Raw genomic sequence first — 26,262 nt, forward strand, 5'->3', positions numbered from 1 at the left:
ATCACCTCACTGTAACCAATTTCAAGTTAACGTTGTTTACATTCTCAAAATTCTGAGTGACAGAAAGCGTATCTGAGAAGCGTACACGCCAATAATAGTCAAAGCTTGCCATAACAACGCTTTTTGCCGTCGCAGCTGGCACTGTCAGCATGTCCCCGTCTAATTTGAAATCTACAGTCTCGTTATCATCAATATAAACACTTACATTATCAGCCTTTTCGCAAGGCAGTACATAGCCGCCATTTTTAATAAACAGCTGATATTTACCGCTTTCATCCCTACTAAGCTCCTGCAGCTCGACGCGCGCGCCATAATCCTTGTAAAAGAAGGGTAAAAGAGTACCCTTGCATTTCGCATAAAAGCCAATTAGTAGCGACAGATTCTTATCGTCTAAAGCTGTAAAGCTCACATTAAAAGATAGTTTAGGATACAGCTGGCTACAAATAGCCCTACGCCTGCCGCTGGCGGTTTCTGTCTGTGTGACCTCCCACGCCTGCTGCAGTGTACTGCTCCATGCTGTTTCACCGCTGTCAAGAGGAAATATTCTTTCAGCCATATGCATCCTCCTTAAAAAGTATCAAACGCCGCGTTGAAGTTGCGGTTGTCGTCTAATGTTGCCTGCTTTAGAACCTGCATGCCTCCGCGCGCCAAAAAGTCAGCAAAGCTGGATGCATCCAACGCTGATACGTTAAGAGTGATGCTGTTGCTCGTAGAGCTGCTGGAGGAACCAACGCTGGCAGGACGGTTATAAGCACCGCCGGAACCGACAAGCCCGCCGCTGGCAAAGCCTCTCAAACGTCCCGTATTCAGGCCATTAAGGAACGGTACGCCCAAACGGTCTACAGCCTGAGCATTCAGGACATATTCGCCATTAGAGAGCATTGCCGGAACACTATCACTCGTACCGGTACCGGGACCAGCGACAGAACCACCTGAAGCAAAGACTTTGCCGAAAGCACCCTTCCAACGCGCAGCAAAGCCACCACCACCGCCAGTGCAGGCAGCTACAATGGTTGCGTAAAGAGCTGCCTGGATAAGCTGGGAGATAAGCTGCTGCAGGACGCTTTTCATAGCATCGCCGAAGCTCTTAGCCCCGGTAATCCAGTCAGTTATAGCGCCGGAAAAATCCTTTGCCAGCTGATTGCTGGTCTGCTGAATCTTGCTGATGGTATTGATTTTCTGCTGTTGCTCATCGTACTTCTGATTGATTGCAGTCAGTGCTTCCAATTTCAGTTTATCGTCCAGAAAAGGACTATTTGTCACAGACTCAGTAGCTTCTTCCTTCCACTTGTCATTCTTCATAGTCATCTTCCCGACGGCGTCAGAAGCATTGTAATCAGCCTTCCAGCTGATTTGCTTATTGCTATAATCAAATTTAGCACTTTCAGTATTAACAGCAGCGGACTGATTGATATTATCAATCGTATATTGGTGAGTCTTCTTAAGCAAGGCCAGCTTCTCTTTGAGTATGTCCAATTCTTTCTGAGACGCGCCACGCAGCTGTGCTTCCTTAAGTGCATTTTCAGCAGCAAGCATCTGTTCCGTGTAGGCCAGTTCCTCTTCCTGCAGCTCCTGCTTTTTGTTGAACTCAATTTCTTTGAGCTGAATCTGATATTTTTGAGCGTCAGTGCCATACTTTTTTGCAATAGCATTTTGAGCTTCAAACAAATCTTTTTCCTTTTTTAATTTTAAGCGTACGTACTCATTTTCAATTTTGCGCCTTTCTTGATTAATCTTATTTTCTTTCTGCAGAGCTTTCAGTGCAAAATTCTCATTTCGGCCATTGCCACCTGTTCTAGCTACATTGGTATCTCTGCTTGGGATTATAAGCGGCCTTTTTGGTGTCGCAGGTCGTTTTTCAGGCTTTTCAGCAGAAGAATCATCACCATAGCTGCCACCGGCACCACCATGACCATCATCAGCCGAACTTTCTGTAGCTGTTGCTCTTTGCTTTGCTGCAAAAACTTTATCAAACCAAGCTATAGCCTTTCTGGCGAAATCTTCCACTGCATCCATGGCATCACCAAGCATATCGGCAAAATCGTTAAACCAATTATTATGGTCACCTGTAATATCTGCCCACATATCGCCTATCGTATCAAGAATCCACCGTACAACGCCCAGAATAGCTTCTGTAACAGCAGTACCGATGATAATAACGGCATCAAGTATACCCTGCACAGCTGCCTTTACCGCATTAGCCAAATCATCCCAATAGGTGATTATCAGCGCAATAGCAGCGCCGATTGCAGCACCAGCAGCCACAATACCTGCAGAAAGTCCCAGCACCGCGCCTAACGTCGCTACGGCTGCAACCGATACAACAACAAGCACTGCAGCAAATGCACCTATTGCAGCGATAACAGGAGCAGGCACGCACTCTTTTATAACGTCTCGCAAGCTCTTGCCCTGCTCTGTCGCCGTCTGCATCTTCTGCTGAAACTCTCCCAGTCTGTCAGACACATCCTTTAAGATACCCTTAATGTTAAAGGCTTCCGTCAGATATTTGCCTACAGCAGCGGAAGTGTTGCCGGCAGTTTCTTCGATGTTAGCCAGAAGACCGGCAACTTCGTCCGAAGTCTTGGCCATCATACCGCCGAACTGATCGTTCATGCCTGCTACAATGGTCTGCACTGCCGCTTTAGAGTCAATAGCGCCTTTAGAGCAAAGGTCCTTCATTTCAGCTACTGTTTTGCCTGCAGCCTGCGCCAGCATATCCCATGCCGAAATACCTGCGCTGGTAAGCTGCATCATGTCCTGCGCATTGAGCTTGCCGCTAGTCTGCATCTGCCCTAATGCGTATGCAAGACGGCTAACGCCTTCCGTGCCTAAACCTAAACCGCTGGCTGCATCGCCTAGGTTGGTAAGCATAGGGATAATCTCTTCAGCTTTAAAACCGAACGCCATCAGCTGCTGACCTGCGCTTACAACACCGGGTACGTCGAAGGGTGTTTCTGCAGCAAACTGCTGTAAATCCCTCAGCATTTGCGTGCCAGCCTCAGCAGATTTCAGCATGGTCTGGAAGGCAATCTCATACTGACGCATCTGTGCTGCAGCCTGTACAGACGCTATGCCCATATTAAGGATACCGCCCGCCATCCCGGTGAAGACGCTGCCTAACTGCACTGCAGCAATAGCGCTAAGCGCTCCACTCATCTTGTTGCATTTATCAGCAAAGCCTTTTATTCCGCTGGTTGCCTTTTTGGACTGCTTGCTGACAGTTTCCAGATCATCACCTACACGCCGGACATTCTTGCTGTCGATACTGTCCAGACTCTTGCGCATTGCTTTCACGTCAGAATTCAGCTGCTGAAACATTTTGGCAATATCGGTAAGAATAGCTGTCGATTTGCTCATTTTTGCGGACATTCTGTCGGCAGCATCGCCTGCAGCTTCTACTGCTGCTGCAGTTCTGCTGAAGCCTTGCTCAGCCTGTTTGCTATCCGCTGTAATTTTGACGGATATTTCTTTATTTGCCATTGCCTGCCTCCTTCCTCTGACGCTCAAAATCAGCATAGAAGCGTTCCCGCTCCCTTGCCTGCTCTTCTTTGGTCTTCTGCTTCAGGAACGGTCGCATCAGTGTACCTGCTTTGGCAGGCTTGCGGAGATGCGGGGAAATGATGTTGGCTACCCAGTAAGCCGTTTCCCACCGCTTTGCCATTCTTATTTCATTACATGCATCGACCATATCGTTAAACTCAAACACCGAAAGCCTGTCCAGCTCCCAAGGTTTAAGCCTTAATTCACCAAAAGCAAGGGGTTTGGCTGCATTGTACCAAGTCCGCATAGATACGCAGCCACCGCCCTCGCTAATTAGTTTTTTTCGTATTCAATATCAGCCTTCTGCTCATCGGTCAGTTCGTCCGGGAACAGCTGATAATAAGCTCCCACGCCTAAAATACCGCTGGCAGCCACAGCCTTCACAACAGGCAGCTGGATATCGGCAATGCTGTAACCGTTTTCCATGGCCTCGTCAATCTTTTCAGCATAATACTGTTCAGTCTTATTGCCGTTCTGGCTCATGCCTACGCTCAGCAGTACCAGCAGATTTTTCAGGCTCAGCTTGTCAGCGTCCTGCAGCACCTCGCCAATCGGACATTTCAACATGTCCTCTACACGGCGCAGGCGGCCGATGTTAAACCAAATCTGCTGACCTTCACCAAAAGCCTTAATGTCAATCTTTTTCATTTGTTATCCTCCATATAAGAAAAAGGCCAGCTAAGTGCCAGCCTTATTTTAAGAATCAGCCCTTGCTCTGTTCGCTGAGGGGACCATCGCCGCTGATGGTGCCTTTAAGAGTAGCAACATCATCATGCGGAGTGCTCAGAGAGCATTCAGTAATAGAGCCCCAACCGGTAACAAAGCTCTTATCCGGATATTCAAATTTAACATGCACCTGCTTGCCTGCCAAAAAAGCAGCCTCCAAGAACTTGGCACCGGTATCACCCGCAAGGTAAACGGTTTCAAGGTCGATAGACCAGCTGCGCAAACCTGGCAGGGTAGATTTCCAACCACCGGAAGTCTTGTGGGAAGCATCAATCTCATCAGCCTCACGGTTCAAATCACCGCTGCGCTGGCCACCCAGCAGAGTCCAGGTCGGCGCTGCTTCGGTAGTGCCGGTATTCAGGTAAATCAAATAATCTTTGCCCGCAGTCGCAGTGCTGGTCGCATCGGTGCGGGTTGGGAAAGTATATTCACTCATATCTGTTCCTCCTAACAATCAAAATAAACTTCATAGGTAATCAGCGCCATGCCTGCATCAGCCTTGCCCTGCGCCACGCCAAAAACGATTTCTTTCACTTGGCTGTCAATGCACCAGCCACCTAAATCGTGATAATGCGTCAGCAAGGCATCCAGCTTATCAGCCAAGGCATCGACGCCTTCAATGCTTGCCGTATCCAGCAGGTAGATGCTGTATGTCAGTACGCCCTTGCGCCCGCTCTTAGTCATCTCCACATAGGTGATACGGTCACAGCTCACAGTGCCTTCCAGCTTATTGCCACGGCTGGCACCGGTAACAAGGCTGCTCCAATGCACTTCCGGTATCTGGTCCTGCAAAAGTCCCATGATAACATCTGTAATTTCAGTACGCCTGCTCATGAACGATACAGAGGAATACTAGCTCGCCCCTGCCCTCCGGTGACGCCGAAATCAGCAGCTGTAAGACTTGCCATAAGGCGTTCCATCTCAGCCTTGTACAGCTTCAGCTTCTGTGCGTATATGTCGCTGTTTTCTACACCGCCAGCGCCGTTAAATACAGTCGTAGGGTCTGTGCCGGTCTGCAGCAGGCATCTGTTATAGCAGGCTGCCACAACGCCCAAGCGCTTGACTATGTAGGGTACAGGCTCGGGAATATCGGTTACCTTCAGCCTGCTTGCCAGGCTGTTTATGATTTCATTGCCATAGACAATATCCTCATATTTGCAATCCAGCACCGCGTCCTGTATATCTCCAAAATCAATGTAATCCATTATAAACCTCCCAGCAGACTGTCTAAAGCCTTGGCAAATCTGCTGACAATAACAGGCTGCATAACATCAGCTGCCGTATAAAGAAAATGGTCCGCCTTTATGCCGGGGTGACGCACACGCTTACTGAAGACAAAGCTTTTGTTTATGGCAAAGCGCAGCACCTTTTTACTGCGTGGCAGTATCAAATGCGCCTTAGTGCCTTCATGTTGGAATACAGCTGTGCTGCTTCCAAGATAAACAGTACCTTGGTTCTCCTTCACTTCGCTCATAATGCTTTTTTCAGTCATACCGCTTCTGGTAACGAAACGATGATGGTCACGTGCATATTCCCTGACATCTCTGACGGCCATCTTCACCTGTCTGCGTACCATGTCGCGCGTTTGGATCGGTGCGGCCTCGAAAGCACGCACCAGCTTTTCAAATTCGCGCGTAATCTCTACGCTTTTCATTATTCTGCAGCAGTCTTATGTACGTAGATAGCACCTTTCTTATTTTCCAGAACGAATGCATCATAGCGCACACGACCTTCAACTAACCAGCCGTTGATGCCAGGCGGGTTGTCATGAATCTTATAATCTGCCAGCTTAACAGGAGCGCAGCAGGCGATAGGATTGGTAATGATAAATGCGGTTTTCGCCGGCATGTAGGATGCAGGCACCACGATAATAGGAATACCGTCAACCATACCTACCTGACCTTTTACCAACATGTTTTGTGCCAGATCAGAAGCCTTGATGAAGGATTCATCCTGTTTCAGCAGCTTGAAGTAAGAAGCAGCCACATAAGCAATACGATTGCCTAAAGGTGCTTTCTCGTCGGTCAGCTTCTCGGTGCCGTCGAGGAAGGCGCTGTAAGCGTTAGCCTTGGTAACTGCAGCGGTTGCGCTGTTCTTAGCGCCTGCAGCGATTTGTGCAAGACGATAAATATCCAGCTCCGGAATGATTACCTCGTCAATCTGGCGCTGTAATGCTGCACCGGCTTCTTTCAGCATACCGGTATCCTGATAGTTGCTCTTGTCGATGGTGAAGGTGAAGGAACGGTCCTTAGTCAAAGTCAGCTCCTGTACGGAATCCTCCAGCTCTGCCGGGGTACCATAACGGTTTGCACCGGTAGAAGTGTAGTCATTCATGCCTGCGGTAGGGATAGAGTAAACCTTTACAGTCTGCACACCGGTAAAATCATAATCGTTGTTGATTGCCGGAGCGGTCAGCGCACCGGTCTTGAAGCGCTCATCAATTTTTGCGCTATATTTGTCTGCATAGTTAATAGCCATAATAAAAATTCCTCTCTTTCGTCATTAAGAATTAAAGCCACTGAGGAACGGATCATCAGTACCGCTGCCACCGCCATTGCTGCCGCCACCGCCTGCACCATTAGCCTTAACTGCCCAGCTGTTCTCCTTCAGCCAGCCGTTAACACCATCTTCCAGGCTGATTTCTTTACCATCAGTACCGGTATAGGCAAGGCTTTCATCGTCTTTGACAACGATACTACCTTCCAGCAGCTTAGCCATGTTCTGCGGGCTCGCAGCGTTGCCCTTGGTCAGCAGCTCAACAGCCTTAGCCATCTTCATGCCGTCAAGACGCTTGGTCTTTTCTGCCTTCGCGGTTTCGGTCATATCAGCCAGCTGCTTAGTGACCTTGCCAACCTGTGCGGTTAAGTCAGCAATCTGCTTTGCGACCTCATCAGGCTTTTTGCCGCCCTGGGCAAATTGGTCTAATGTAGTCTTAAGTCCTTTGGCTTTGTCTACCACATCGTCGCCATCTGCCAAACCAATAGCCTCCAAGATGCTTTTAAGCTTTGTCGCACTCTGCTCTCCTGCCGTGCGGTGCTTCTTAGCTTCGTTGTTGAGAGTGTTAATTTCGCCCTTGATATCAGCGATGAGGTCAGCACCGTTCTCAACTTTTTCCAGTGCTTCGTAAACCTGTTTCATTTCCATTGTTCTGATACCTCCATAATGGGCCTCCGCCCTATATTGTGCCCTCTCCTGGGCAATAAAAAAGCACGCTGTTACACGTGCTTGATTAACGATGTTAAATTAGTCTAACAAAAAAGCAGCTGTTCGGATTGCCCGAATAACTGCTTAATCCCGAATAACTGCTTAATATCGATATTCTTTATTAGACGACTGCTCTTTAAAGGTAAATCAATAGCAGGCTGCATCCGCTATCAATTCTTTATACCTTTGCATTTTATCTTTTATATCAGCTGGCGCGTCATCCGACAACTTACCGCATCCCACAACATACGGCGAAATCTCCTCAAATAATTTTTCTACTTCATCACTAAATTCCAATTTCATACTAGTCACCCTAATAATTTCTTAACCCTATATTCAGTCATTACCTCATCATATCTACCGCCTATGTACATTCTCGATGCATAGTCACTTATCTCAGCAAAATTATACCTCTTTTGCACTAATTTGTCTACAAAACTCCTATGTTTTTCTATTATATGTGCCATATATTCGTCCTGTTGGGTTATTTCTCCAAATTTAGCAACATATTTTCTTGCATCCTGCCAATGTATCATTTCATGTAGCATTGTCATCAAAGGATTTCTTGAAGCAGGGTTTTTCAGCGTAGCAAGATACTTTTCATAGGCCTTTCGATGAAGAGTCTCAGAATTTATATACAGTTTATTTTCACAGGCCACATAAGAACCTAACGCGTCATTCAAGTCATCATTACTTGCTATTACTATTTTCGGTAACGCTTCTTTGTTTCGAACACCTAGCAAATCAATGCACTTATTTATCTGTCTGTTGACTTCTGCCAACATCTTAGGTTTCAAGTTGACATTTTCTGAAACATGAATGTCATAAGTAGCATTTTCAACTTTTCTAGTTTGAAATTCTTTGATAGTTCCTTGTGGCGATTGATATTTATCGGCTTTAGCCTTCTCGCTCAGTTCTACAGGTTTGTACATTTGCAGCCTGTTCTTTGCTTCCCGCAGCCCAGCATACCCACGCATATACTTGCGCCAGTCTTCACCATCTTCCCACGCCTTCAAGCCCTTACGCCCAAGCACCTGCGCCCTGCGTGACTCCGGCAAGCTATTCAGCCATTTGTCGCCAGCTTCCCGCACCTGATCGCGTTGCTGCTGCATATCAACTTCGCCTTCAATGACTTCCACGTACCGGCATAAGCAATGTGGGTGTACCGGCAAAGGCGGCAGCTTATCCTTGGGATATATACCTGCACCTAAGCCATACATATCAGCTTTGGCGTACATGTCGCACGCCAGTCTTCACCGTCTTCCCACGCCTTTAAGCCTTTACGCCCCAGCACCTGCGCCCTGCGTGACTCTGGCAAGCTATTCAGCCATTTGTCGCCAGCTCCCCGCACCTGGTCGCGTTGCTGCTGCATATCAACTTCACCTTCAATGACTTCCACATACCGGCATAAGCAATGCGGGTGTACCGGTAAAGGCGGCAGCTTATCCTTGGGATATATGCCTGCACCTAAGCCATACATATCAGCTTTGGCGTACATGTCGCAGATGTCGAAAACAGGGTGACGGCTGCTTAATTTGAATTTCACAGCCACAATATCAGCGTCTGTTTTCATCTTAGCTATAAAGCCATCAGCCCATGCCCTCGCCATCTCAGTTCGGGTGATACGTTCGGCTACATAGCGGGATTTTTCATTGACAGCAACTTCCACGGCCTTTTCAATAGCCTTTTCATTGCCTTTCTGCACTGCTTCCAGCAATTTATTATAGGCTGCCTGCAGCGCCTTGTTAGGTGCGCCATTTTTAGCCAGACGATTGATGTTGTCAATGGCCTGCCTTTGTTCAGCCAATGCCTGCAGGTCGTTGCCTGTAGCCTCCCTTACCTTCTGCAGATACTTTGGCAGGTCCTGCCTGCTGATAATATCCTTGCCACCGTTATATACGTTCCGACCATCTTCGCCATAACCGTCATACAACGCCCTTGCAGCCTCAGTCCAGGTCTTGTTCCGGCGCATCTGTTCCTGCAGGGTGCTTACAATAGCACCGCGCATCTTCACGCCTACGCCATGCAGCTTTTCAGACAGCGTCATGCCGCTTTCATCCCACTTATCGGCCAGCTCTTCACCCATGCTTTCTACTTGCGCTTTAGTCAGCATAGTCGGAACAATACCATAAGCATAAGCTGCAGCCTCTACAAGCGCAGGCTTCAGTTCTGGTAGCGTAAACAGCTTACCATAGTGGCGCTGCACATTATCCAGTGCCTCTTCAAACTTCATGCCACTAGCAATCAGCCTTTGTAAGTAAGCTACTGCTTTTTTAGCATCCTTACGCCAGCTTTTATTCAGTTTCTTAATCAGCTGCGCCAGCCTGTCCGTCGTCGTCATCATCGCCACCGCCATTATCACCAAAAGCATGGCTATAATCCAGCTTTTCCTGCTCCAAGTGCTCTTCGTAGGTCTTCACCAGCGCGTCAAAGTCATCAACCTTAAGCTCCGGCAGATAGCTGGTAAGAACGCGCTTGAATACTTCCATGTTAAATTCATCGCCAAAGTTCAAGCCTTTAGCAATTTCAGCATTAGCAAGCTCCTGCTCAACCTCACTGATTTTGAAGTCATTCGGGTAGTTCACACTGTATTCCAGCGGCACGCCGGTCCAGATACTGAACAGCCTTGCCAGATTCTCTTCCGCTGCTTCCACGAGGTCTGCAAAATCGGATAGAATCTGATTGGTTGCCTCATAATCCCACGCTTTCGCCTGCCCGCTCTGCTGCTTGCTGGAGCCTGTTACGTTGACAACAACGGCCATGCGGTAAATCTCCTGCTGCAGTGTAGCAATCTGCGCTGCCAGCACCGTTGCAGGACCATCAGGCGGAGCGATAAACGCAGGCGCGTGGCTGCTCTCCGGAGGATATCCCAAGGCATTATTGGTGCCGATGTTGATACTGTCTGGGTCACTCGAAGGGTAACACAGAACGCTGAAGGTCTGATTGACTAAGATGTCAGCCAACCAGCTGCACATATTGTAGATAGCAAGATTTGTTTTTGCTATGCTAAGGAATTCACTAGGCGGGAAAGGATTGTGACTATTCCTCACTTTGCTAACCAAAGGAACAACCGGCACGCGCCCAAGATTCCAGGTTCCGCTGTGCTTGCCTTTGCTGTCGATAAGCTCCCAGCCTTCTGCCGTCAGTGTTCGTGTCGCCATCGTCTGTTCCTGGTATGCATCAGGCTCCATAAAAACAAACTTTGTGATACGTCCCAGCTTATCCTGACAGATTTCCTTTACGGCATTAAGATTCACTACAAAAGCATAAGGCAGGTTATTGCGGTCCGCTTCCAGGTCTGCCACGCGCATATCCTCAGCATCGCCCTGCGCCTTATCCATAACGATATAAGCGACGCCTTGCAGCTTCGCACTGCAGGCAGCCTGCTTCATAAGGTTCTGGATGCTGGTGCCCAAGAAGTCAACGTCCTTGCTGAAGGTTTCCCACAGCTCCGAGCCTGCGCCGCTCCAGTCACGCACAGCCAGTGTTTTGAAGATTGGCGCTACATGAGCATTAACGCAGGGTGCCAGATAGTTAAGGTAGTACGCCAGCTCGCGCCTCATGCCGTACTTTCCTGCATCCTCACGCGGGTGCTGGGTTAAATAGCTGCCGTCAAGAAAGCCTCCGCAGCCTTCATAGCCATCTTCCAGCATTTTGTATAATCCATGTTTATCATTACGCATTTTTTCACCTCTCTTAATAGTTGACGCGCATCGGTTTAGGCCTTGCCACCTCCACGATGTCCTCACACACGCCGGTCAAAGCATCCGGAGCATCATCGTGTGTGTTCTTGCCTTCCTTCTGGTACTTGCTCAGTGCTGCATAAAACTCCGGCCAGCGGTTCTTCCAATCGCTTGGGAAATAAATATGCTCCATACACCACGTAGCATTAGACAAGATTCTTGCAGCCTTGTTCTTGTGCTGCGTAAAGGTTTCAATGGTTGTATGGTTGCTATGCAGCAGCTTCTTCACGTTCCTGGCAAAACCACGCCCGCCATTGTTGCTTTCGAAGCGTGCCACATTCGTGCTGTTGCGTTCCAGTGCCCTCGCCGTTGCCGGTTCAGTAACCTCCATAGGCTCCTTCGTGTATAAAACGTCAAGCACATACGCTTCATCCGCAAAGGTGCGCCCATAAATGATGCAGCAAAGGTAATCGGCACCTGTATCAGCCGTATCCGTATAAGCACGAATCTGCTTGAAGGCAGGCAGCGCGCCATCATAGGTCTTGAAGCTACTGTACAGCCTGCCCTTGATGTCTATCGGCTCCTGCTGGTAGTTGGCACTCCATATATCAAGCCCCATAAGCTGCTTCTTCTCCATGCAGCTTTCAGCATCCAGCACGCCATCACACAGCATGCTGCCGTCATCCTGCACTGCCTTCATGTTGATATGCACGATTTTTTCTGCCGGATAATATTCCAGCACCTTGCCTGCCAAATCATCACTAGCCCAACGCGTCATAATGACGATGATTTTATAATCGCCCTCGCCACGTGACAGCATGGTATTGGTGAACCAGTCCCAGTGCTTTTCTTTGACATTTTCGTTATAGGCTTCTTCCGCATTCTTGATTAAATCGTCTATGATCATCAGCCTGCAGCCAAAGCCTGTCGCTGTACCGGTTGGCGATGTAGCAAGGTAACTTGTCTGCTGTCCTTCGAGGCTCCACAGGTTCATAGCGCCGTCGCCACGCTTAATTTTGGTGGCGGGGAACACATCACTATAGACCGGCTTATAAATATCCGCCTTAGCCTCGCTGATGCTGTCACGCACGTTCTTACTGAAGCGCGTCGACAGTGTTTCGTTATAAGAGCCAATCATAACCTGCAAGGTGTTATCCCTGCCCAGCGCCCATTCCACGAAATTGCTGGCCGTGTAGCTTTTGCCATGACGCGGAGGCATGTTCAGTACAAGTATCTTCTTATCTGAGGTCAAGAACCATTGCAAGGCATCGCACAGCTCCTGCAGGTACTTGCGGTCGCTCCGGTAGAAGTCCGGGTTCTTCAGCTGGGCGTAAAAAAAGAACCTGCGTCTTGCAAGTTCTATCTTTGCTCCCAATGTTATCAGCTGCTTATCCATCCATACCAGCCAGCTTTTTCAGTTCTGCATCCGTCAGCCCTGCGAACGGATTGGCAAGCTCACCGGAGATTTCCACATTTTCTTTAGGCTTTAGGCCTACGGTATCGCGATAAATTTCAAAAGCCTTGATGTTGCCACGCTTAGCCTTCAGCTTCAGCGCGTCCAGCATCTCCTTGCGCTCATCGTCGGTCGTGAAGTCAGCGTCCAGCTCGCGGAACGACTTCAAGCGGCGGCGTGCTTCACCGGATGCCTGCCCCATTTTTTCAGCTAGCTCTTTTCGCTCTTTCGGAGTTCTATCGGAGTTCGATATTAAATTAGCCCGACTTTTTGGGTTCATCCCTCTTGGCATCCATCTCACACCACCTTAATCCCACATCATCAATAATATCCCAAAATTCTTCCACATCATGCGGCACAATATAGAAGCCTGTTTCGTCTTTCTCAAAATCAATCCCCACATGATGCAGCTCATGCCTCAGCAATGTTTCCAGCTGCTTTTCGCTAAAGCCAACTACATTCGGTTCATAAACCACAATAAAAAAATCATAGGGGCAGCACCAGCTGTAGCGGTCGCTCACTAAGTTGCAGTCAGCAAATATCGTCCGCTTATTGCGCTTCTTTTCTTCCAGGCTGGATAAGTAGGCTATTTTCACCTTAGCAGCCTTTATATCAGCGAATTCCGGCAAAGTGCGTATCAGCTTATTAGCTATTAACCTATACTTTTTACTGTGCTCCATGATAAACCTCTAATTTCTTCTACCCTTGCCGGACGCGCCGCATTGCAGTGCGGTGTCCTTGCGTCCGGAAAGAAGGTGTTCTATTCCGGCGTGGTAAAAATTTACAAAAACCCACGCCCGGCAAAGGCAGAAAATATATAAGGGCAGTCACCGCAGCTTCTGCCCCTCACTACTTCGCCCGCAGGCTTTTCGTTATTCTTATTGGTGCGTAGGGCTGGAATTGCACCAGCGTTGTATCTTACGTCACGGATTTACAGTCCGCTGCCTTCGCTACTCGGCTCACCTACGCATATAAAAGCAGGGGGTAAAGGGATTCTTGACGCCAGCTATGCTGCGCTGCGAATATTTGCAATGTCCTATTCGCAACTTGCATCTACTCCCATTCGGGAACCTTGCCCCTGCACCCGGGTATCTTTAAAATCTTACCATAACGCCACCCATGACGTTATCAGCTCTGCCGGCTACCCAACCACCAGCATTACCTTTCAGCGGGAAGTTAATAACGCCTACCGCGCCATCTTTAGAGATGCCAGCACCAATGCCCCAGCGCCGCGTTTTATCCACTACCGGTATCTTTATATTAAGATCCGTACTGCTGGTCTGCGTCAGCGTCAGTTTATTCTTGTCAAACAGGTACTGTTCATTCTCTGCTTTGGCCACAACGAAGGCCTTGTCATTAACCTTAACATTCAGCACCGGCTTATTGAGCTTCACGTCAATATCCGTTTTTTCCGGTTCGCTTTTAGTGCTGCCGTCAGCAGACTTGTAGATAACAGTTTCTTTAGGCACATAAGCGATTTCCGTTTTCACCTTGTCCCGGTATTCAACCTGGGTAACTACTTTTGTGTCAGCCACCGGGCAGGTATGCAGAACGCCGTGCAGAGCGAAACCGCAGGCAAAGGCAAGCACAGCAGCTATTATTAAAAATATTGCATTTTTACTTATCACTGTGCGCCTCCCTTTCCATGGCATAGTAAAAGCCCCACCGCCATTACAGCAGCAGGGCTTTACTCCCTTGCGTCTCTTGTTTTCTTCTCCGCTTATTATAATTATATCATCAGCGGATACTGTCAAACAATGTCACAACATATATTTTTACAATTTTTCATTCCATCTCTGAACTATTTCAAGGAAAAATTCCCCGTCTCTCGCCAGCTCAAATCTTTTACAGCATGGGCAGTAAATCCCTAAAACGCCTTGCTTATTAAATGCACACCTTGGCTGCATGCCGCAGCAGTCATTGATTTTCAGGTTCAGTTTCTTTCTTTTCTTCTTCATCATGCGCCAGCCTTTCCAAGATGGCTGCATGACGGCGGTGCACGCTGCGCCAGTTGATTCCCATGCGTACAGCCACTTCTTCCCACGTGTAGTTGCTGAAATAATGCATTCTCAGCATCATCTGGTCTTCTGCAGGCAGCGATTCGATGGCCTTTTCAATATCCATCTGCAACCCTACCAGCGCGCCAAACTTTTCGTAATACAGACTGCGCAGTTTATCAGCCTTGGCAATGGCATTGGTTACATTGTCACGCCCGCTATTGCCGCCACCGGGCATCCCTGTTAATTGCGAAATTCTTGGCGATGTCATCATGTTGGTAAGCTCGTTCACCTGGTCCTGCAAATCCATTATCTCCATTTTCAGATGCTTGCATTTACGCAGATCATATTTTGTTATCAAGTTTTCACCTTCTTTTCTAGTTTTCCACGCCAGTATCGTACCTTGCGTACTGATTCCAGCAGAAAATATTTATAAAGAGAACAGCAACATTTTCTGTATGCTTTCCACCAATGCTTTAAGCTTTTGCACCAATAGTCGATTTTATCTTTAATTATTTCTTCATCGGTTTTTCTACTCATCACATGCCCACCTTAACAGTGATACACTTTTTCTAATCCCTTATCAGTAACAACCGTAATGCTAATAGGGAAGCCCGACGCGTCAACCGTAATCGGCTTAAATCTCATGCCTTTAATAGCCAAATTTGTTTTATGGTTTTGTTCACACTGTTTACATGCAAATTTTTCGGCATAATCTGTGTGACAAAATTCACATGTATAAAGTTTTTTCTCTCTCATTCCTGCACCTCTTAAACTTCTTCAAATAATATACCAGGGTTCTTATACAGCAGCATTTTCCGCTTCAGCAAATAGTCCTTTGTTCTAAAGCCCTTAGTGTCAACCACTACTGTACGCCCATCTTTATACTTGATGACAAAATCAGCAATATACTTGATTGCTCTTTCGGTTTTGCCGGCATGTTTGAATTTAGGCTGCAACTCGAACGTTACCTGACGTTCAAAATCTATAACCTCGCCTGCCCTGCGCAACACTTTCAGTTCGCAGTAGTAATTTTTCTCTTTGGTGCTGTCAAATATGATGCCATCACATTCAACTTTTTTATTATGGTATTTCATTGTTGCTTGCGCGTCCTTTCCCAATCCGCCAACGCATCCGGCGTACCAAATTCTTTTAACAGCTCACGTTGGCATTTTTCACAGTAAACGGGTCGGCCGTTGTCGAAAATGCTCGGCACAGCCTTTTCTTTATCGCACCATACACAAATTTCACCTGCGCTAGTTTCCATGTTGCACACCCCCTAAAACGGAATCTCTTCGTCAAAAGGCACTTGCTGGCCGAAACTTTCCATGCTCTGCGGTGCTGGCTGCTGTGATGTCTGCTCCTTGCGCTCAATGAATTCGGCATGGTTGACGATTACTTCAGTCACCCAGCGCTTGCTTCCGTCTTTGGCATCATAGCTGCGGATTTGCAAGCGGCCTTCTACCAACAGACGTTGTCCCTTATGCACGTAGTTGCCGATTGTTTCTGACGTCTTTCCCCACGTTACGCAAGGGATAAAGTCCGCTTCACGGCTGCCGTCTTTAGTGTAGGGGCGGTCAACAGCCAGCGTAAACTGTGCTACGCAGGCACCGCTCGGGGTATATCTGATTTCGGGGTCTTTGGTCAAACGGCCTAACAGCATAATTCTATTCATTCTCATTCTCTCCTTTCAGCACCAGCCGCAGCGCCAGTACAATGACCAGCGCCAGGCAGATGGTTCCTGCTGCATTGTAGATTAACTCAGTAAACTGTATATCCATCATCAGCTCCGGCTAAGCCTCCTTTTCTTCTACACCGATTTGGGCTTTGATATAGGCGATGGCCTTATACAGATAATCAACATCACCGCTATCACGCCACATATTCAGATTGTAATGTACCGCCGTCATAAAGAACTGTTTTTCCTCCGCTTGGGTTTTATCCTCAACGACTTCATTTTCTTTAACCAGTTTGTCGATATACCAGCGGGCTTTTTTCAGGTCCTCAACGCCATTCTTCTGGCCCCAGCGCCACAGATACTTGATGGCATTAGCGGTGCAAACAGCATCAAGGCCTTGCAGATTAATCGTAGCCGCCGCCAGCGCGTCGATGCATTCAACACCGCCTTGGGTGTAGTGCTTGGGATGGTTTACATTGTCAGTCATTATTTATGCCCCCTTATCCATTTCTCATGTCTTGCGGCAGTTCCGGCTGTCGCTAAATTTTTCAAGTTGGCCTGCCGCTTCGCTTCCAGCAATTTGTATTGCTCGGTTTTCCATTCGCTAAATGCGTTGCAGATAGCATGGCAGCCTATTCTTCTTACTTCGCATCCTCTGCATGGTGATTTGCCTACCATCTTTTCTTGCTCACCTCTTCCTTTACCAGTCTGCCGGCTTTATGCGCCTGCCTTGCAATCTTTGCTTTGTCATCGCAGCTGAAGGCAAGGCATGCAGGGCAGATGGTGATAATGTTAGCAGGACTGAAGTAGTAGCGGTTGCAGCTTCCGTTCTCCTGCCCGCACACTTGGCATTTACGTTTCATCTGCACACCTCCTAAGCACGAACCAATACTCTCCCAATGGACTAGGTGGGTACCATTCCCATTTATATCCCTGCTCCTTGCAGTACATCACCAAGGCATCAGAATCCAGGCACATACGCCCGCTCTTTCTGTACTGCTTTGCTATAGGTTCAAATTTCGCACGCATTTCATCTGCAGTATAGTGTTCAAGAGCACGGCGGCCGTCGAATATAAGACGTGATGCAAGTTTTTCCGCGTGCCAGATTTCGCCACGGCGTTTCAATTTTTTCTCTAATTCTTCATTCCACTCCATGATATCTCCCTCAATCTGCTATAACCGCATTTCGTCGGCGTGTTTAAGCACCTATCTTCACAAGTTTCACGCTCATAGCAATCTAAACAGCACATCCCATGCCTGCTTTTATAACAACAATTAGCAGGAAAAGGACACTTCAACGCCAGCAGTGCTTTATTTTTTGCTCTAATCGCTTCACCCTCAGCCCTTTTAGCTTCTGCTGCCCTGCGGCGCTCCTTCAAAATGCAACCACAACTCTTTTTACCACCACGCAAACTATCACTATAAGCTTCGCAGGTGTTACCACAGTCACATTGGCACAGCCATAGAGGGGTTTTCTTTAGTGCTGTCTTGCGGGGCAATTCTTTGATAACTATCAGCCGCCCAAAACGTTGCCCTGTTAAATCTACTTTTGCACTCATCTTCTGCCTCCCTACAGCCCCAAAAGCTCATTCATGCTTCTGAAATCAGCTGCTACCTTCTGGCGGCGACGGCTCTTGCCGGTTACTTCTACCGGATGGCACATCTCCAGCACTCTGTCATAGATACGGCTGTTGCCGATGCTGTCGGGCTTTTTGATTTCGTCGATGCTCAGGTTGGTTGTGATGATCATCGGCAGCTTTGCTCTATACCGCGCATCAATCACGTTAAACACCTGCTCCTGCGCGTATTCGCTACGGCGTTCGGCTCCCAAATCATCCAGAACCAGCAGGTCGAACTGATTGAAGCTGTCAATATAGGTTTGCTTTTCCTCGATGCTCCACAAGGTATTCAGCACCCGCGCAAAGTTGGTCATCAGGCAGGTTCTGCCGGAGTCTATCAGCGCATTGGCGATGCAGGCAGCAGCAAAAGTCTTGCCGGTTCCCACACCACCATACAGCAGCAGGCCCTTCCCCTGCTCCCGAAACTGCGTAAAGTTGCCAACGTAGTTTTTAGCAGCCCTCATTATGCGCGGGTCTGCACCATCATCAGCTGCAAAGTTCCAATGCTGCATATCGCTTTCAAGAAAGCTAGCACGGCGATGCTGCCTGATGCGAGCCTGCCGCTTTTCAGCTTTGCGCTGCTGTTCTTCTGCCGCCAATTTTTCGGATCTGCACCGGCAGAGGCACGGCACCACCTTGACCATGCCAAGGAAATTGCCGCGGAACTCTTTTGGCGTATGGCATTTGCCGCAGTACAGCAGACCGTTTTCCATATAGTCGGCTGAACTTCTTGGCAAGTTGGCGGCGGTCTTTTGCTCTACCGTCGCCACAATTTCAAGTAAACCATCCATGTTATCACCATCCTAGAAGTATTTGTCCAAATCAGTCATATCTTCACCGCCTGCAGACTTTGCAGCCGGTTTGTCGCGCCTTGCCCAATTACGGATAGTAGCAAGGTGGTTTTTATAGCTCTTGCCGCTGGAAGCCATATATTCAGACAAGCGCTGTATACGCTGGTCCCAATCAGCAGGGAATTCAGCCTTCAGCTTCTCCAGATCATCATCAGACAGCAGCACGTTTTGATATTCGCCGTGTTTATGGCGGGGGGATTTTTTAGATATACTCTTATTCTTATCTTTATCTATATCTTTATCTATATCTTCTTCTAGTGCGTTACCTTGCGTTACTGTAACGTTACATGTAACGTTACTTTCACCGTCAAGCTGTCCCGCTGCAAGCAGCTTTTGCTTTTCCCGGTGCTTCGCAACCCTTGCCCGCGTCTGCTCTCTGATTTCTGTCAGCCTGTCTGTGCTCTGGTACTTCTCCCAGCTTGACAGGAAAATCATGTTGTTGATGATTTCTATCATGCCGAACTGTTCAAAGGTCTTCAGCGCAAGCCTTACAGTCGAAATAGGCTTGTTAAACTGCGTGGCCAGCATTTCGTCCGTATACGGGATTTCCTTTGTCAGATAGATAAAGCCGCCATCGTTGACATTACCGGCAAGGCAGAGCAGCTGCACCCACATCAGCAGAAGGCTGTCACCCTCCGGCATGCTGCCAATCTGTTTAATCTTGCGGTTGTCGAACATATCAACAGCAATCTTTATCCATTTCACGTCCGCCACTTTATCAGCTCCCTTTCCATGCCGCTTTGATTATATCCAGTTCCCATGGAGGTAAGGTCTCAACGCCCACACTTTTAGCTTCTGATACAACACTGTCTATCAGTCTTGACATCTCGGCTATTGTATAGGTGCTGCTGCCATAATATGCTATTAGACTGGTATATTCTCCATGTTGGTCAATAGTATCTGTCAACCAGCCCAGGCCATTACCACCCCACCGCGTTGAAAACTGCGGCACGGAAGAAGTAAGCATCTCTAAAGTTGTGAAACTACCAACCTCACGTATATTTTTCTGATATACTACCGTTTTCGGTGCGTTAATCTTTTCCCCAATCTTATGGCACAATTCCCAACAATAGTTGTAAGCCCTAAGACTTCTTCTTTCTTTTTTAGGTTCGATGGATATCGTATATGGCTTCTTATCGCCCTGCATTGCGTTCATGACTTCAAAAACATCCTGCCTATACAAACTATCAAGCACCACCGTAAACTCTATTGTAGAGCTCATACAGGCCACGTCAGCTATATGTTTAATCTGTGCTTTCACGTTTCCACCGCCCTAAAGATAGCTTTTGCCTATCAACGCCCGGAATTCTTCTCGGCTATGCCCCAGGGCTTCATACTTACGCTGTGCGTGCTGTTTGATTTTTTGGTCAAGCACCTGGTTATTATTATGTATGCCAGCCGCGCCGTTATGATGATAGTTGCACAACGGCACTACAAAACCGTGTTTGTCGCTGATTTTCCGCAGCGCAGTTCCGAAAAATACGTGATGCACTGCTTCCCGCGGTCTGCCGCAGACTATGCAAAATTCCATGTTATCCGTTACAATAGACTTTTTCACTGTGCGTCCGCCCGCTTTCTTAGGCTGTTCATGCATTGCGCCCATTGCGCTGCAGTGATATCCCGCAAGTTATTGAGCTGCAGGCTTTGCGCGATGCCTGCCACATCAACGCCCTTCTGCTTTGCCATCGTCTGCAGCTGCGCCAGCTGATAGCTGCTCACCTTGTCGGTATGCTTCGTTGCAGCCTTCGTCTGGCGGGAAGCCTGTGGCTCGGTTCTGTGGCTTTCACCATACTTGCTGTCCCGCAAGCCACGATACACATCAGCCGCAACGCCGATGCACTTCATAGCGTTGCCCAGCGCGTCGGTAAGGCACATTTTATAGGCTTCGTCATTGGGAACAAGCCCGTTTTTGTTTTTCTCGACGATGAAGTCACCGCCGCAGCCGTAGACCGGTTCGCTCCAGCCCTCTCCATCGTGATACATAAGCGCAACAGTCAGGAACAATAAAATCTGTCCGTCACCGCACTGGAACGTCTTTTCATCGGCGATGTTAAACTTCCAGCCAATACCGCACGGACCGAAAACCGAAGTCATAGCTTCAATCTTCCACTGCGGATTAATGTCGCTTTTGCCTTTTAAGTTGCCGCCCTGGATAGGCTTGATGGCTTCGGCAGGCGGAGCGGCAAGCTGACTATAAAATTTCATGTTATCCATAATAGGCCGCCTTATTTAATCTGCAGGTTCTGGCGCGCTACCAGTTCGCAGCCAGGTACAGTTTCACCGGCCTTGATAGCCTTTTTGACTGCAACCTTGTCCAGCTCCGGATCTTTGAATTTCAGGAATTCTTCCGGAACATCGCCGATGCACTTTGCGTCAAACTCTACCGCTTCGCTTTTGCGGAAGCTCATGGCCACCTTCGCACTTTCAAACTTTTTGCCGTTCAGATAGCGGCTCAAAAAGCCTCTAAGGCTTTCCGCCTTGGCCTTCTTAGCCTTTTCACGTTCTGCAAAAGCGTTCTTCTGCGCTTTCAAAGCTTCTGCCTCCGCTAACAGGTTTTTATACCAGCAGCCCAGGTTCTCAATCTTCTTGTCGCGCTCCATTTCCAGAGCAGCGATTGCTTCAAGGTCGATGATTTCACCGCTTTCGGTATCTACAACGCGGCTTTCGTCCAATTTGACGCAGGCCGCCAGTCTTTCGTCTATATCAAACAGTTTCATGCTATGCCTCCTTTAAACTTACGTTGTTTACGATGTTCTGCAGCTCCCGGGTGGTAAGGCCGGCAAACTGATCCATGTTAAACATTTCTTTGGTAATGCCTTTTGCAAGCAGCTGATTTTGGAAGTAGTCCATTGTCAGGCCGTCATAATCTCTTTCGTTCATCTGCGCACCTCAATGGGAATCAGCACGATGTCCCCCGGCTGAAGGTCACCCTTCAAGTTGCTGATTTTCTTTGTATAAAAGATGACCTCGCGAATATCTCTGCTGTCGCCCTCGTGCTGCATGGTGTCACCCACCAGGTGCCAAAGGGTATCCCCTTCGCAGGCCGTAGCCTTGACAACATATTTTTCCGTCGGACGTGTTGCATCCCATGCAGCCCAAACGCAGCAGGCTACCAGCAGAATGAACAATACTTTTTTCATATCTACAACTCCTTCACGTTAAACGGATCAGTCACATCCTTGCCGTCATATGTGCTGAGGAACTCTTCCAAAGATTCCCGGCGGCATTTAAGGTTGCCAAGCTTCATGAATCTCAGCAAACCGGATTTTTTGAGCTTGTAAACATAGTCAACATTACATTTCAGAAGTTTGCTTACTTCAGCAACAGTCAAAAGCTCAATACTTGCCATAATCTCACCCTCCCTTCTTCCCTCACTTCTCCGCATCAGTGCTATAATTAAGCTACAGACAGGAGGTGAAATAATATGAATATACATAACGACGCAATGGATTTATTAAGGTACATTTATGATGGCCTTTCAGAAGGATATGATTCCTACAATGTCAGCGAAGATAAGCTGGAAGCTATGAGCCCTAATGACAGAACATCATTTCTTGCTTCTGTAAACTATTTGAAACAAGAAAATTTTGTTAAGCCATACGCCGAATATAAAGGCGTTCCTGTTAGTGTTAAAATCACCTCTAAAGGTACAAAGGCTATTGAGAAAATTTCCACTGTGCAGCCGGCCGCAAACATCATTGTCAATAGCAACGTTTCCGGTATCGTTGGTCAGAACATTACAGGAAACACTATCAATCAAGGTTTGTCTATCGCTGATTTTCAAGCTATACTACAAGCCACCATTAGCGACAAGCAAGACCTGCAAAAAATTCAAGAAGAGCTTTCACCTCTTTTTAAACGGATGGAAATCGGTTCTCCGTTAGAAAAAGGTCTGCTTTCGTCCGCTAAAGAACATCTGGAAAACTATCAAACTATGTACGGTTCACTTTTACAGGTCATCGGTACCTATCTGCTCGCAAAGTAGCGGTAAAATATTTTCATTTAAAAATTTAAATTCTTCGGCCTTGATTGCATCAACAGCAGCCAAGGCTTTTTTTATTTCTTCCCGGATTTTCGAACTTTCAATTATGTATAGCGAGTTATCAAGTTTACCTGAAGATGTTTTTCCCCAAAGTTTGTTGATTCTAAATTCGGCTTCTTTAATTGCCTTTAAGCTTCTTTCAATGGTTTGCAAATTTTTCGTAATCTCCATCGCCATTGCCTCCCATCACCATCACGCCCCGCAAAACTTGTTGATAAAGTACTGCTGGCCTTTGCCGGTAACCTTAGTGGTTTTGCTGACGCTGACGTGGCCGTCACTGTGGGAAATAGCCGTTTCCTTAATTTTGAACAATCCCATTTCCATAGCGCGCTGCGTCGGGCTGTTATAATCCGCTCCGGCACGCTTAATCAGGTATCCTTGCTCACGCATCCAGTTGAACAAGCGCTTCTGACCAATCGGATGGCCGTTCTGCTTCAGAATCTTCGCAAGGTCACCAATCAGAATCGTGCTGTCCGACGCGCTCACCGCATCCGCAAACAGCACCTTCGGTTTCGCCGCTGCCACATCGCTTTCCAGCTCCTTAATGCGCTGGTCACGCTGCCGGATAGTGCTTTGAGCTACCAGCACAGCCTTCGCCATAATCTCTGCGTCCGTCATGTTCTCACTGCCTGCGATGTACCCGCCGGTCTTTCTGATTGCCGGAATGACTTCACTTGTCACCCAGCGCTTGAATTCCTTTGCTTTGGGCATCTTGCTGGAGAGGATGAGAGAGTAAAGACCGCTTTCGTTGATAATGGTCAAACCACGATTACTTTCAAAAGTACCGTTTTGGTAGTTTTGCCTGTCATCTTCATCTACATGGCGGTTGACATCTCGACTACCGTTTTGATAACCGAGAATGTCAGCCACGTCCTTGCCAACGAACCACGGTTCTCCATTCTGTTGAATGGTGCGAATCTGTCCGAAGTCGGGACTGTCGAAAATCTGTAAGTTGTTCATGTTGCACCTCTTTTTCTAATCTACTTTTAGTAGAGTTATTGAGCAAAAAAAATATCATCATAAGATACGCCAAGAAATTCCGAGATAATTTTAGCTTGCTTAATAGTTACCTCATCAGGATTTTCCTCTAATTTGCGATAAGTTTGGACATGAACGCCCAGCTTTTCAGCCATTTCGTCCTGTGTTTTTTCTCTCACAAGGCGTATCTGCTTCAAAGATAAGCCCATTTGGAACACCTCCTTTGTTTGATTTACAAGTCTATTATAATCTACTTTTGGTAGAGTGTCAACTACTAAAAGTAGATTATTTTCGTTTTCATGTTGATTTTTTTCTACTTTTAGTATATGATAGTGATATAAAAATAAGAAGGGAGCAACATCATGGGAATCAGTGAAAATATTAAGTTGTTGCGCGAACAATATGGATTATCGCAAAAAGAGTTAGGTCAAATTGCAGGTGTTAGTGATAAAGCTGTATCAACATGGGAACAAGGCATAAAAGAGCCACGCATGGGAGCTATTCAAAAAATAGCTGACCATTTTGGCATACAAAAAAGTAATATTATTGAAGATAATGGTTTGCAGAGCCAATCCGTCCCCCTCACCCCCCGCGATGAACGCCAAATCGCCGCCGACCTCGAAAAAATGCTTGCCGACCTCGACAGCAAAAACGCAATGGCTGCCATGGGCGGTACCGTTGAAGATGATGAAGACAGAGAACTCCTGAAAGCAAGCCTGCAGGCTACCATGCGACTGGCAAAGAAAATCGCCAAAGAAAAATACACTCCTAAAAAATATCGCCACGAAGAGGAATAATATCATGGATATCAAGGCTGCTGTGAAGCAGCTTACACATAAGCACAAAACAAATAACCCCTATGAGCTGGCGCAGCTGCTGAACATCATCGTCATGTACGCAGAGCTTGGCAGCACATGGGGCTACTTCACTACATATAAGCGTTCCAAATTTATCATCATTAACCAGAACATATCCGAAGAATTGCAAGCATACACCTGCGCCCATGAGCTTGGCCACAGTGTTTTACATAAAGGCGTGTCGACGCCATTCCTCAAAGCCCATACCCTTTTCAGCATTGATAAAATAGAACGGCAGGCCAACACCTTCGCCGTGGAACTGCTCCTGCCGGATGAGCTGCTGCAGCAGTACCCGGAAACTTCCATTCACCGCTTTGCTGACATGGTAGGCGTGCCGATGGGGCTGGAAGTACTGAAGAAATAAAATAGAACTTGGTAAAAACAGCCTTTTTTACCAAAGATAAAAAAATACCGCCAGCGGAAGGCTGACGGTTTGCTTGATGCAAACACTATATATTGTGGTTTTAGATACTTAAGCCATATATAGTACCACAATGCTGACAAAAAAGCAAGTTTTTTTCCATACCTGTCATTGACATACATACTTTAAATGCGTATAATAGAGATAGGAAAAGCGCCGGTATCCCTACGGGGACCGGTACGGAAGAAGGCCTTCTCTGTTATCCAGAGGAGGTCTTTTTTTGTGAAAGAATTTAAGTCCCTTGAAGAACAAATAGAACTTTTAAAGCAGCGCGGGCTAATTATACCCGATGAAGAACGTGCAAAAAAATATCTTTTAAGCCAAAACTACTATAACCTTATCAATGGATACGCCAGATTTTTTCCTAGAGAAGGAGATAATTACACTGCTCAAACAAGTTTTGACGAAATTACGAGCTTATATGTCTTTGAACGTGAATTCAAGCAGGTATTGCTTTTAGGTATTTTAGAAGCTGAAACGCATTTAAGAGCAATATTTGCACATCGTTTTGCTGAAATGTTTAAGGATGAACCTTATGCGTACTTAAACATAAACTGCTATGAGCAAGACAAGACGTTGTTAGTCGCAAAAACAATATCAAACCTTTCAAGAAAAATTTTATCCCATAATAAGGACAAATCTAACAAAAACAGCAGCATTGATCATTATCTTAGGAAATACAAACATGTTCCCATATGGGTATTGGTTAATCACATCGAGTTCGGAGAGCTGCGTTATTTATTAAAACACTCTAAAAAATCCTTGCAAAACAAGATTTGTAAAGACTGTCTTGAATTTATCGGTCAAAACATTCCTGATAACCATAGCCCGTTTCCACCGGAAATGCTGAATAGTTTTCTTGAAAATATCAATGATATAAGAAATATATGCGCGCATAATAATCGCTTACTAGGTTTCCGATGCCACCAGAACACTAAGTATTGGACACCACTTCATGAAAAATATAATATCCAGAAGGAGGACGAAAGGCGCAGCGCATACGAAGCCTTCATAACACTTCAATGCTTCATTAGCAGGAACGAATACGCTATAATGCATAACACATTCAAAAAGCGTTTCAAGACTCTTAGCAATAAGCTAAAAACAATCCCTATTAATAATGTTTTAAAAGAACTTGGGTTTCCGGATAATTGGCATATTGATAACGATAAAATAGAACAACTTTAACTGCTCAAAACAAATACCGCCAGCC

General features: G+C 46.9%; 44 protein-coding genes and 1 tRNA gene. 4 read left to right on the forward strand and 41 right to left on the reverse strand.

All coding sequences use genetic code 11. The features are described 5' to 3' along the window. Nucleotide 1: 1 nt before the first annotated feature. From BN587_RS02675 to BN587_RS02850, 38 genes are all read right to left on the reverse strand, one after another. A complete protein-coding gene (locus BN587_RS02675) occupies nucleotides 2–556 on the reverse strand; it encodes a DUF2460 domain-containing protein (protein WP_021719606.1) in 555 nt (184 codons plus the stop codon). A gap of 11 nt (nucleotides 557–567) precedes the next feature. Beyond that, complete coding sequence (locus BN587_RS02680) at nucleotides 568–3,480, reverse strand: tape measure protein (protein WP_021719607.1); 2,913 nt, start codon at nucleotides 3,478–3,480, stop codon at nucleotides 568–570. After that, a complete protein-coding gene (locus BN587_RS02685; protein WP_021719608.1) occupies nucleotides 3,470–3,787 on the reverse strand; it encodes a hypothetical protein in 318 nt (105 codons plus the stop codon). The genes BN587_RS02680 and BN587_RS02685 overlap by 11 nt, the downstream gene beginning before the upstream one ends. A gap of 26 nt (nucleotides 3,788–3,813) precedes the next feature. Continuing rightward, on the reverse strand, nucleotides 3,814–4,188 hold the full coding sequence (locus BN587_RS02690; protein ID WP_021719609.1) for a hypothetical protein: 375 nt from the start codon (nucleotides 4,186–4,188) through the stop codon (nucleotides 3,814–3,816). 55 nt (nucleotides 4,189–4,243) lie between these two features. After that, nucleotides 4,244–4,702, reverse strand: a complete 459-nt coding sequence (locus BN587_RS02695; protein ID WP_021719610.1) for a phage tail tube protein — start codon at nucleotides 4,700–4,702, stop codon at nucleotides 4,244–4,246. An 11-nt stretch (nucleotides 4,703–4,713) separates the two neighbouring features. Continuing rightward, entirely contained in the window at nucleotides 4,714–5,100 is a 387-nt protein-coding gene (locus tag BN587_RS02700; protein WP_021719611.1) for a hypothetical protein, read from the reverse strand. Continuing rightward, on the reverse strand, nucleotides 5,097–5,471 hold the full coding sequence (locus BN587_RS11315; RefSeq protein ID WP_021719612.1) for a hypothetical protein: 375 nt from the start codon (nucleotides 5,469–5,471) through the stop codon (nucleotides 5,097–5,099). Before BN587_RS11315 ends, BN587_RS02700 begins: the two co-directional genes overlap by 4 nt. Next, nucleotides 5,471–5,920, reverse strand: coding sequence for a hypothetical protein (locus BN587_RS02710; RefSeq protein ID WP_021719613.1), 450 nt, complete (start codon nucleotides 5,918–5,920; stop codon nucleotides 5,471–5,473). The genes BN587_RS11315 and BN587_RS02710 overlap by 1 nt, the downstream gene beginning before the upstream one ends. Continuing rightward, complete coding sequence (locus BN587_RS02715; protein WP_021719614.1) at nucleotides 5,920–6,744, reverse strand: N4-gp56 family major capsid protein; 825 nt, start codon at nucleotides 6,742–6,744, stop codon at nucleotides 5,920–5,922. Before BN587_RS02715 ends, BN587_RS02710 begins: the two co-directional genes overlap by 1 nt. A gap of 24 nt (nucleotides 6,745–6,768) precedes the next feature. After that, a complete protein-coding gene (locus BN587_RS02720) occupies nucleotides 6,769–7,410 on the reverse strand; it encodes a hypothetical protein (RefSeq protein ID WP_021719615.1) in 642 nt (213 codons plus the stop codon). Between the two features lie 207 nt (nucleotides 7,411–7,617). Beyond that, on the reverse strand, nucleotides 7,618–7,773 hold the full coding sequence (locus BN587_RS11710; protein ID WP_021719616.1) for a hypothetical protein: 156 nt from the start codon (nucleotides 7,771–7,773) through the stop codon (nucleotides 7,618–7,620). A 5-nt stretch (nucleotides 7,774–7,778) separates the two neighbouring features. Next, a complete protein-coding gene (locus tag BN587_RS02725) occupies nucleotides 7,779–8,708 on the reverse strand; it encodes a hypothetical protein (RefSeq protein ID WP_021719617.1) in 930 nt (309 codons plus the stop codon). Continuing rightward, complete coding sequence (locus tag BN587_RS02730; protein ID WP_303684790.1) at nucleotides 8,678–9,841, reverse strand: hypothetical protein; 1,164 nt, start codon at nucleotides 9,839–9,841, stop codon at nucleotides 8,678–8,680. The genes BN587_RS02725 and BN587_RS02730 overlap by 31 nt, the downstream gene beginning before the upstream one ends. After that, nucleotides 9,777–11,153 carry a hypothetical protein gene (locus tag BN587_RS02735; protein WP_021719619.1) on the reverse strand — a complete coding sequence of 459 codons (1,377 nt, stop codon included), beginning with the start codon at nucleotides 11,151–11,153 and terminating at the stop codon, nucleotides 9,777–9,779. Before BN587_RS02735 ends, BN587_RS02730 begins: the two co-directional genes overlap by 65 nt. Nucleotides 11,154–11,166: 13 nt before the next feature. Continuing rightward, nucleotides 11,167–12,549 carry a phage terminase large subunit gene (gene terL / locus BN587_RS02740; protein ID WP_021719620.1) on the reverse strand — a complete coding sequence of 461 codons (1,383 nt, stop codon included), beginning with the start codon at nucleotides 12,547–12,549 and terminating at the stop codon, nucleotides 11,167–11,169. Next, entirely contained in the window at nucleotides 12,542–12,808 is a 267-nt protein-coding gene (locus BN587_RS02745; RefSeq protein WP_044484038.1) for a hypothetical protein, read from the reverse strand. The genes terL and BN587_RS02745 overlap by 8 nt, the downstream gene beginning before the upstream one ends. Nucleotides 12,809–12,863: 55 nt before the next feature. Next, complete coding sequence (locus BN587_RS02750) at nucleotides 12,864–13,286, reverse strand: putative metallopeptidase (protein ID WP_021719622.1); 423 nt, start codon at nucleotides 13,284–13,286, stop codon at nucleotides 12,864–12,866. 202 nt (nucleotides 13,287–13,488) lie between these two features. Next, nucleotides 13,489–13,575, reverse strand: a tRNA-Tyr gene (locus BN587_RS02755). A gap of 125 nt (nucleotides 13,576–13,700) precedes the next feature. Next, on the reverse strand, nucleotides 13,701–14,234 hold the full coding sequence (locus BN587_RS02760; RefSeq protein WP_021719623.1) for a hypothetical protein: 534 nt from the start codon (nucleotides 14,232–14,234) through the stop codon (nucleotides 13,701–13,703). A gap of 289 nt (nucleotides 14,235–14,523) precedes the next feature. Further along, entirely contained in the window at nucleotides 14,524–14,964 is a 441-nt protein-coding gene (locus tag BN587_RS02765) for a sigma factor-like helix-turn-helix DNA-binding protein (RefSeq protein WP_021719624.1), read from the reverse strand. After that, on the reverse strand, nucleotides 14,961–15,143 hold the full coding sequence (locus BN587_RS02770; protein ID WP_021719625.1) for a hypothetical protein: 183 nt from the start codon (nucleotides 15,141–15,143) through the stop codon (nucleotides 14,961–14,963). Before BN587_RS02770 ends, BN587_RS02765 begins: the two co-directional genes overlap by 4 nt. Nucleotides 15,144–15,155: 12 nt before the next feature. Continuing rightward, on the reverse strand, nucleotides 15,156–15,362 hold the full coding sequence (locus BN587_RS02775) for a hypothetical protein (protein WP_021719626.1): 207 nt from the start codon (nucleotides 15,360–15,362) through the stop codon (nucleotides 15,156–15,158). An 11-nt stretch (nucleotides 15,363–15,373) separates the two neighbouring features. Next, nucleotides 15,374–15,724, reverse strand: coding sequence for a DUF1064 domain-containing protein (locus tag BN587_RS02780; protein WP_303684791.1), 351 nt, complete (start codon nucleotides 15,722–15,724; stop codon nucleotides 15,374–15,376). Continuing rightward, nucleotides 15,697–15,870, reverse strand: a complete 174-nt coding sequence (locus BN587_RS11715; protein WP_021719628.1) for a hypothetical protein — start codon at nucleotides 15,868–15,870, stop codon at nucleotides 15,697–15,699. Before BN587_RS11715 ends, BN587_RS02780 begins: the two co-directional genes overlap by 28 nt. Nucleotides 15,871–15,882: 12 nt before the next feature. Beyond that, on the reverse strand, nucleotides 15,883–16,278 hold the full coding sequence (locus BN587_RS02785) for a single-stranded DNA-binding protein (protein WP_021719629.1): 396 nt from the start codon (nucleotides 16,276–16,278) through the stop codon (nucleotides 15,883–15,885). A gap of 118 nt (nucleotides 16,279–16,396) precedes the next feature. Further along, nucleotides 16,397–16,768 carry a DUF3310 domain-containing protein gene (locus tag BN587_RS11720; protein WP_021719631.1) on the reverse strand — a complete coding sequence of 124 codons (372 nt, stop codon included), beginning with the start codon at nucleotides 16,766–16,768 and terminating at the stop codon, nucleotides 16,397–16,399. A gap of 184 nt (nucleotides 16,769–16,952) precedes the next feature. Continuing rightward, on the reverse strand, nucleotides 16,953–17,144 hold the full coding sequence (locus tag BN587_RS02800) for a hypothetical protein (RefSeq protein ID WP_021719632.1): 192 nt from the start codon (nucleotides 17,142–17,144) through the stop codon (nucleotides 16,953–16,955). Continuing rightward, nucleotides 17,134–17,436 (reverse strand): hypothetical protein, encoded by a 303-nt coding sequence (locus BN587_RS02805; protein WP_021719633.1) that lies wholly within the window; start codon nucleotides 17,434–17,436, stop codon nucleotides 17,134–17,136. The genes BN587_RS02800 and BN587_RS02805 overlap by 11 nt, the downstream gene beginning before the upstream one ends. Continuing rightward, nucleotides 17,415–17,840, reverse strand: coding sequence for a hypothetical protein (locus BN587_RS11320; protein WP_021719634.1), 426 nt, complete (start codon nucleotides 17,838–17,840; stop codon nucleotides 17,415–17,417). The genes BN587_RS02805 and BN587_RS11320 overlap by 22 nt, the downstream gene beginning before the upstream one ends. Before the next feature lie 11 nt (nucleotides 17,841–17,851). Continuing rightward, nucleotides 17,852–18,691, reverse strand: a complete 840-nt coding sequence (locus tag BN587_RS02815) for an ATP-binding protein (protein WP_021719635.1) — start codon at nucleotides 18,689–18,691, stop codon at nucleotides 17,852–17,854. Nucleotides 18,692–18,703: 12 nt separating this feature from the next. Continuing rightward, nucleotides 18,704–19,465 (reverse strand): phage replisome organizer N-terminal domain-containing protein, encoded by a 762-nt coding sequence (locus BN587_RS02820; RefSeq protein ID WP_021719636.1) that lies wholly within the window; start codon nucleotides 19,463–19,465, stop codon nucleotides 18,704–18,706. A 4-nt stretch (nucleotides 19,466–19,469) separates the two neighbouring features. After that, complete coding sequence (locus tag BN587_RS02825; protein WP_021719637.1) at nucleotides 19,470–20,012, reverse strand: hypothetical protein; 543 nt, start codon at nucleotides 20,010–20,012, stop codon at nucleotides 19,470–19,472. A 12-nt stretch (nucleotides 20,013–20,024) separates the two neighbouring features. Then, nucleotides 20,025–20,309, reverse strand: a complete 285-nt coding sequence (locus BN587_RS02830; RefSeq protein ID WP_044484042.1) for a hypothetical protein — start codon at nucleotides 20,307–20,309, stop codon at nucleotides 20,025–20,027. After that, a complete protein-coding gene (locus tag BN587_RS02835; RefSeq protein WP_021719639.1) occupies nucleotides 20,306–20,965 on the reverse strand; it encodes a hypothetical protein in 660 nt (219 codons plus the stop codon). The genes BN587_RS02830 and BN587_RS02835 overlap by 4 nt, the downstream gene beginning before the upstream one ends. 11 nt (nucleotides 20,966–20,976) lie before the next feature. After that, nucleotides 20,977–21,468: a siphovirus Gp157 family protein gene (locus BN587_RS02840; protein WP_021719640.1), complete on the reverse strand. Its 492-nt coding sequence runs from the start codon at nucleotides 21,466–21,468 to the stop codon at nucleotides 20,977–20,979. Nucleotide 21,469: 1 nt separating this feature from the next. Continuing rightward, nucleotides 21,470–21,631: a hypothetical protein gene (locus BN587_RS11725; protein ID WP_021719641.1), complete on the reverse strand. Its 162-nt coding sequence runs from the start codon at nucleotides 21,629–21,631 to the stop codon at nucleotides 21,470–21,472. Then, on the reverse strand, nucleotides 21,628–21,891 hold the full coding sequence (locus BN587_RS02845) for a lysM domain protein (RefSeq protein ID WP_021719642.1): 264 nt from the start codon (nucleotides 21,889–21,891) through the stop codon (nucleotides 21,628–21,630). The genes BN587_RS11725 and BN587_RS02845 overlap by 4 nt, the downstream gene beginning before the upstream one ends. 2 nt (nucleotides 21,892–21,893) lie before the next feature. Continuing rightward, entirely contained in the window at nucleotides 21,894–22,100 is a 207-nt protein-coding gene (locus tag BN587_RS02850) for a helix-turn-helix domain-containing protein (RefSeq protein WP_021719643.1), read from the reverse strand. A 75-nt stretch (nucleotides 22,101–22,175) separates the two neighbouring features. Here BN587_RS02850 and BN587_RS02855 point away from each other — a divergent pair, with 75 nt between their 5' ends. Next, nucleotides 22,176–22,736 carry a hypothetical protein gene (locus BN587_RS02855; RefSeq protein WP_021719644.1) on the forward strand — a complete coding sequence of 187 codons (561 nt, stop codon included), beginning with the start codon at nucleotides 22,176–22,178 and terminating at the stop codon, nucleotides 22,734–22,736. Here BN587_RS02855 and BN587_RS02860 read toward each other — a convergent pair. Genes BN587_RS02860 through BN587_RS02870 form a run of 3 tightly spaced genes read right to left on the reverse strand, consistent with a single transcriptional unit; the run spans nucleotide 22,701 to nucleotide 23,980 of the window. Next, the gene (locus BN587_RS02860; RefSeq protein WP_021719645.1) at nucleotides 22,701–22,964 is read right to left on the reverse strand and encodes a hypothetical protein; all 264 of its coding nucleotides are present in this window, start codon (nucleotides 22,962–22,964) and stop codon (nucleotides 22,701–22,703) included. The two genes, BN587_RS02855 and BN587_RS02860, sit on opposite strands and share 36 nt — an antisense overlap. Before the next feature lie 21 nt (nucleotides 22,965–22,985). Beyond that, nucleotides 22,986–23,753 carry a phage antirepressor gene (locus BN587_RS02865; protein WP_021719646.1) on the reverse strand — a complete coding sequence of 256 codons (768 nt, stop codon included), beginning with the start codon at nucleotides 23,751–23,753 and terminating at the stop codon, nucleotides 22,986–22,988. A gap of 35 nt (nucleotides 23,754–23,788) precedes the next feature. After that, nucleotides 23,789–23,980: a helix-turn-helix transcriptional regulator gene (locus tag BN587_RS02870; protein ID WP_021719647.1), complete on the reverse strand. Its 192-nt coding sequence runs from the start codon at nucleotides 23,978–23,980 to the stop codon at nucleotides 23,789–23,791. Between the two features lie 153 nt (nucleotides 23,981–24,133). Here BN587_RS02870 and BN587_RS02875 point away from each other — a divergent pair, with 153 nt between their 5' ends. The 3 genes from BN587_RS02875 to BN587_RS02885 all read left to right on the forward strand — a co-directional run bounded on the left by BN587_RS02875 (nucleotide 24,134) and on the right by BN587_RS02885 (nucleotide 26,237). Further along, a complete protein-coding gene (locus BN587_RS02875; protein ID WP_021719648.1) occupies nucleotides 24,134–24,568 on the forward strand; it encodes a helix-turn-helix transcriptional regulator in 435 nt (144 codons plus the stop codon). A gap of 4 nt (nucleotides 24,569–24,572) precedes the next feature. Further along, the gene (locus BN587_RS02880) at nucleotides 24,573–24,992 is read left to right on the forward strand and encodes an ImmA/IrrE family metallo-endopeptidase (RefSeq protein ID WP_021719649.1); all 420 of its coding nucleotides are present in this window, start codon (nucleotides 24,573–24,575) and stop codon (nucleotides 24,990–24,992) included. Nucleotides 24,993–25,271: 279 nt separating this feature from the next. Further along, nucleotides 25,272–26,237, forward strand: coding sequence for an Abi family protein (locus BN587_RS02885; protein WP_021719650.1), 966 nt, complete (start codon nucleotides 25,272–25,274; stop codon nucleotides 26,235–26,237). The last annotated feature ends 25 nt before the right edge of the window (nucleotides 26,238–26,262 follow it).

It is taken from the genome of Phascolarctobacterium succinatutens CAG:287, assembly GCF_000434895.1.
GTDB lineage: Bacteria > Bacillota > Negativicutes > Acidaminococcales > Acidaminococcaceae > Phascolarctobacterium_A > Phascolarctobacterium_A succinatutens_A.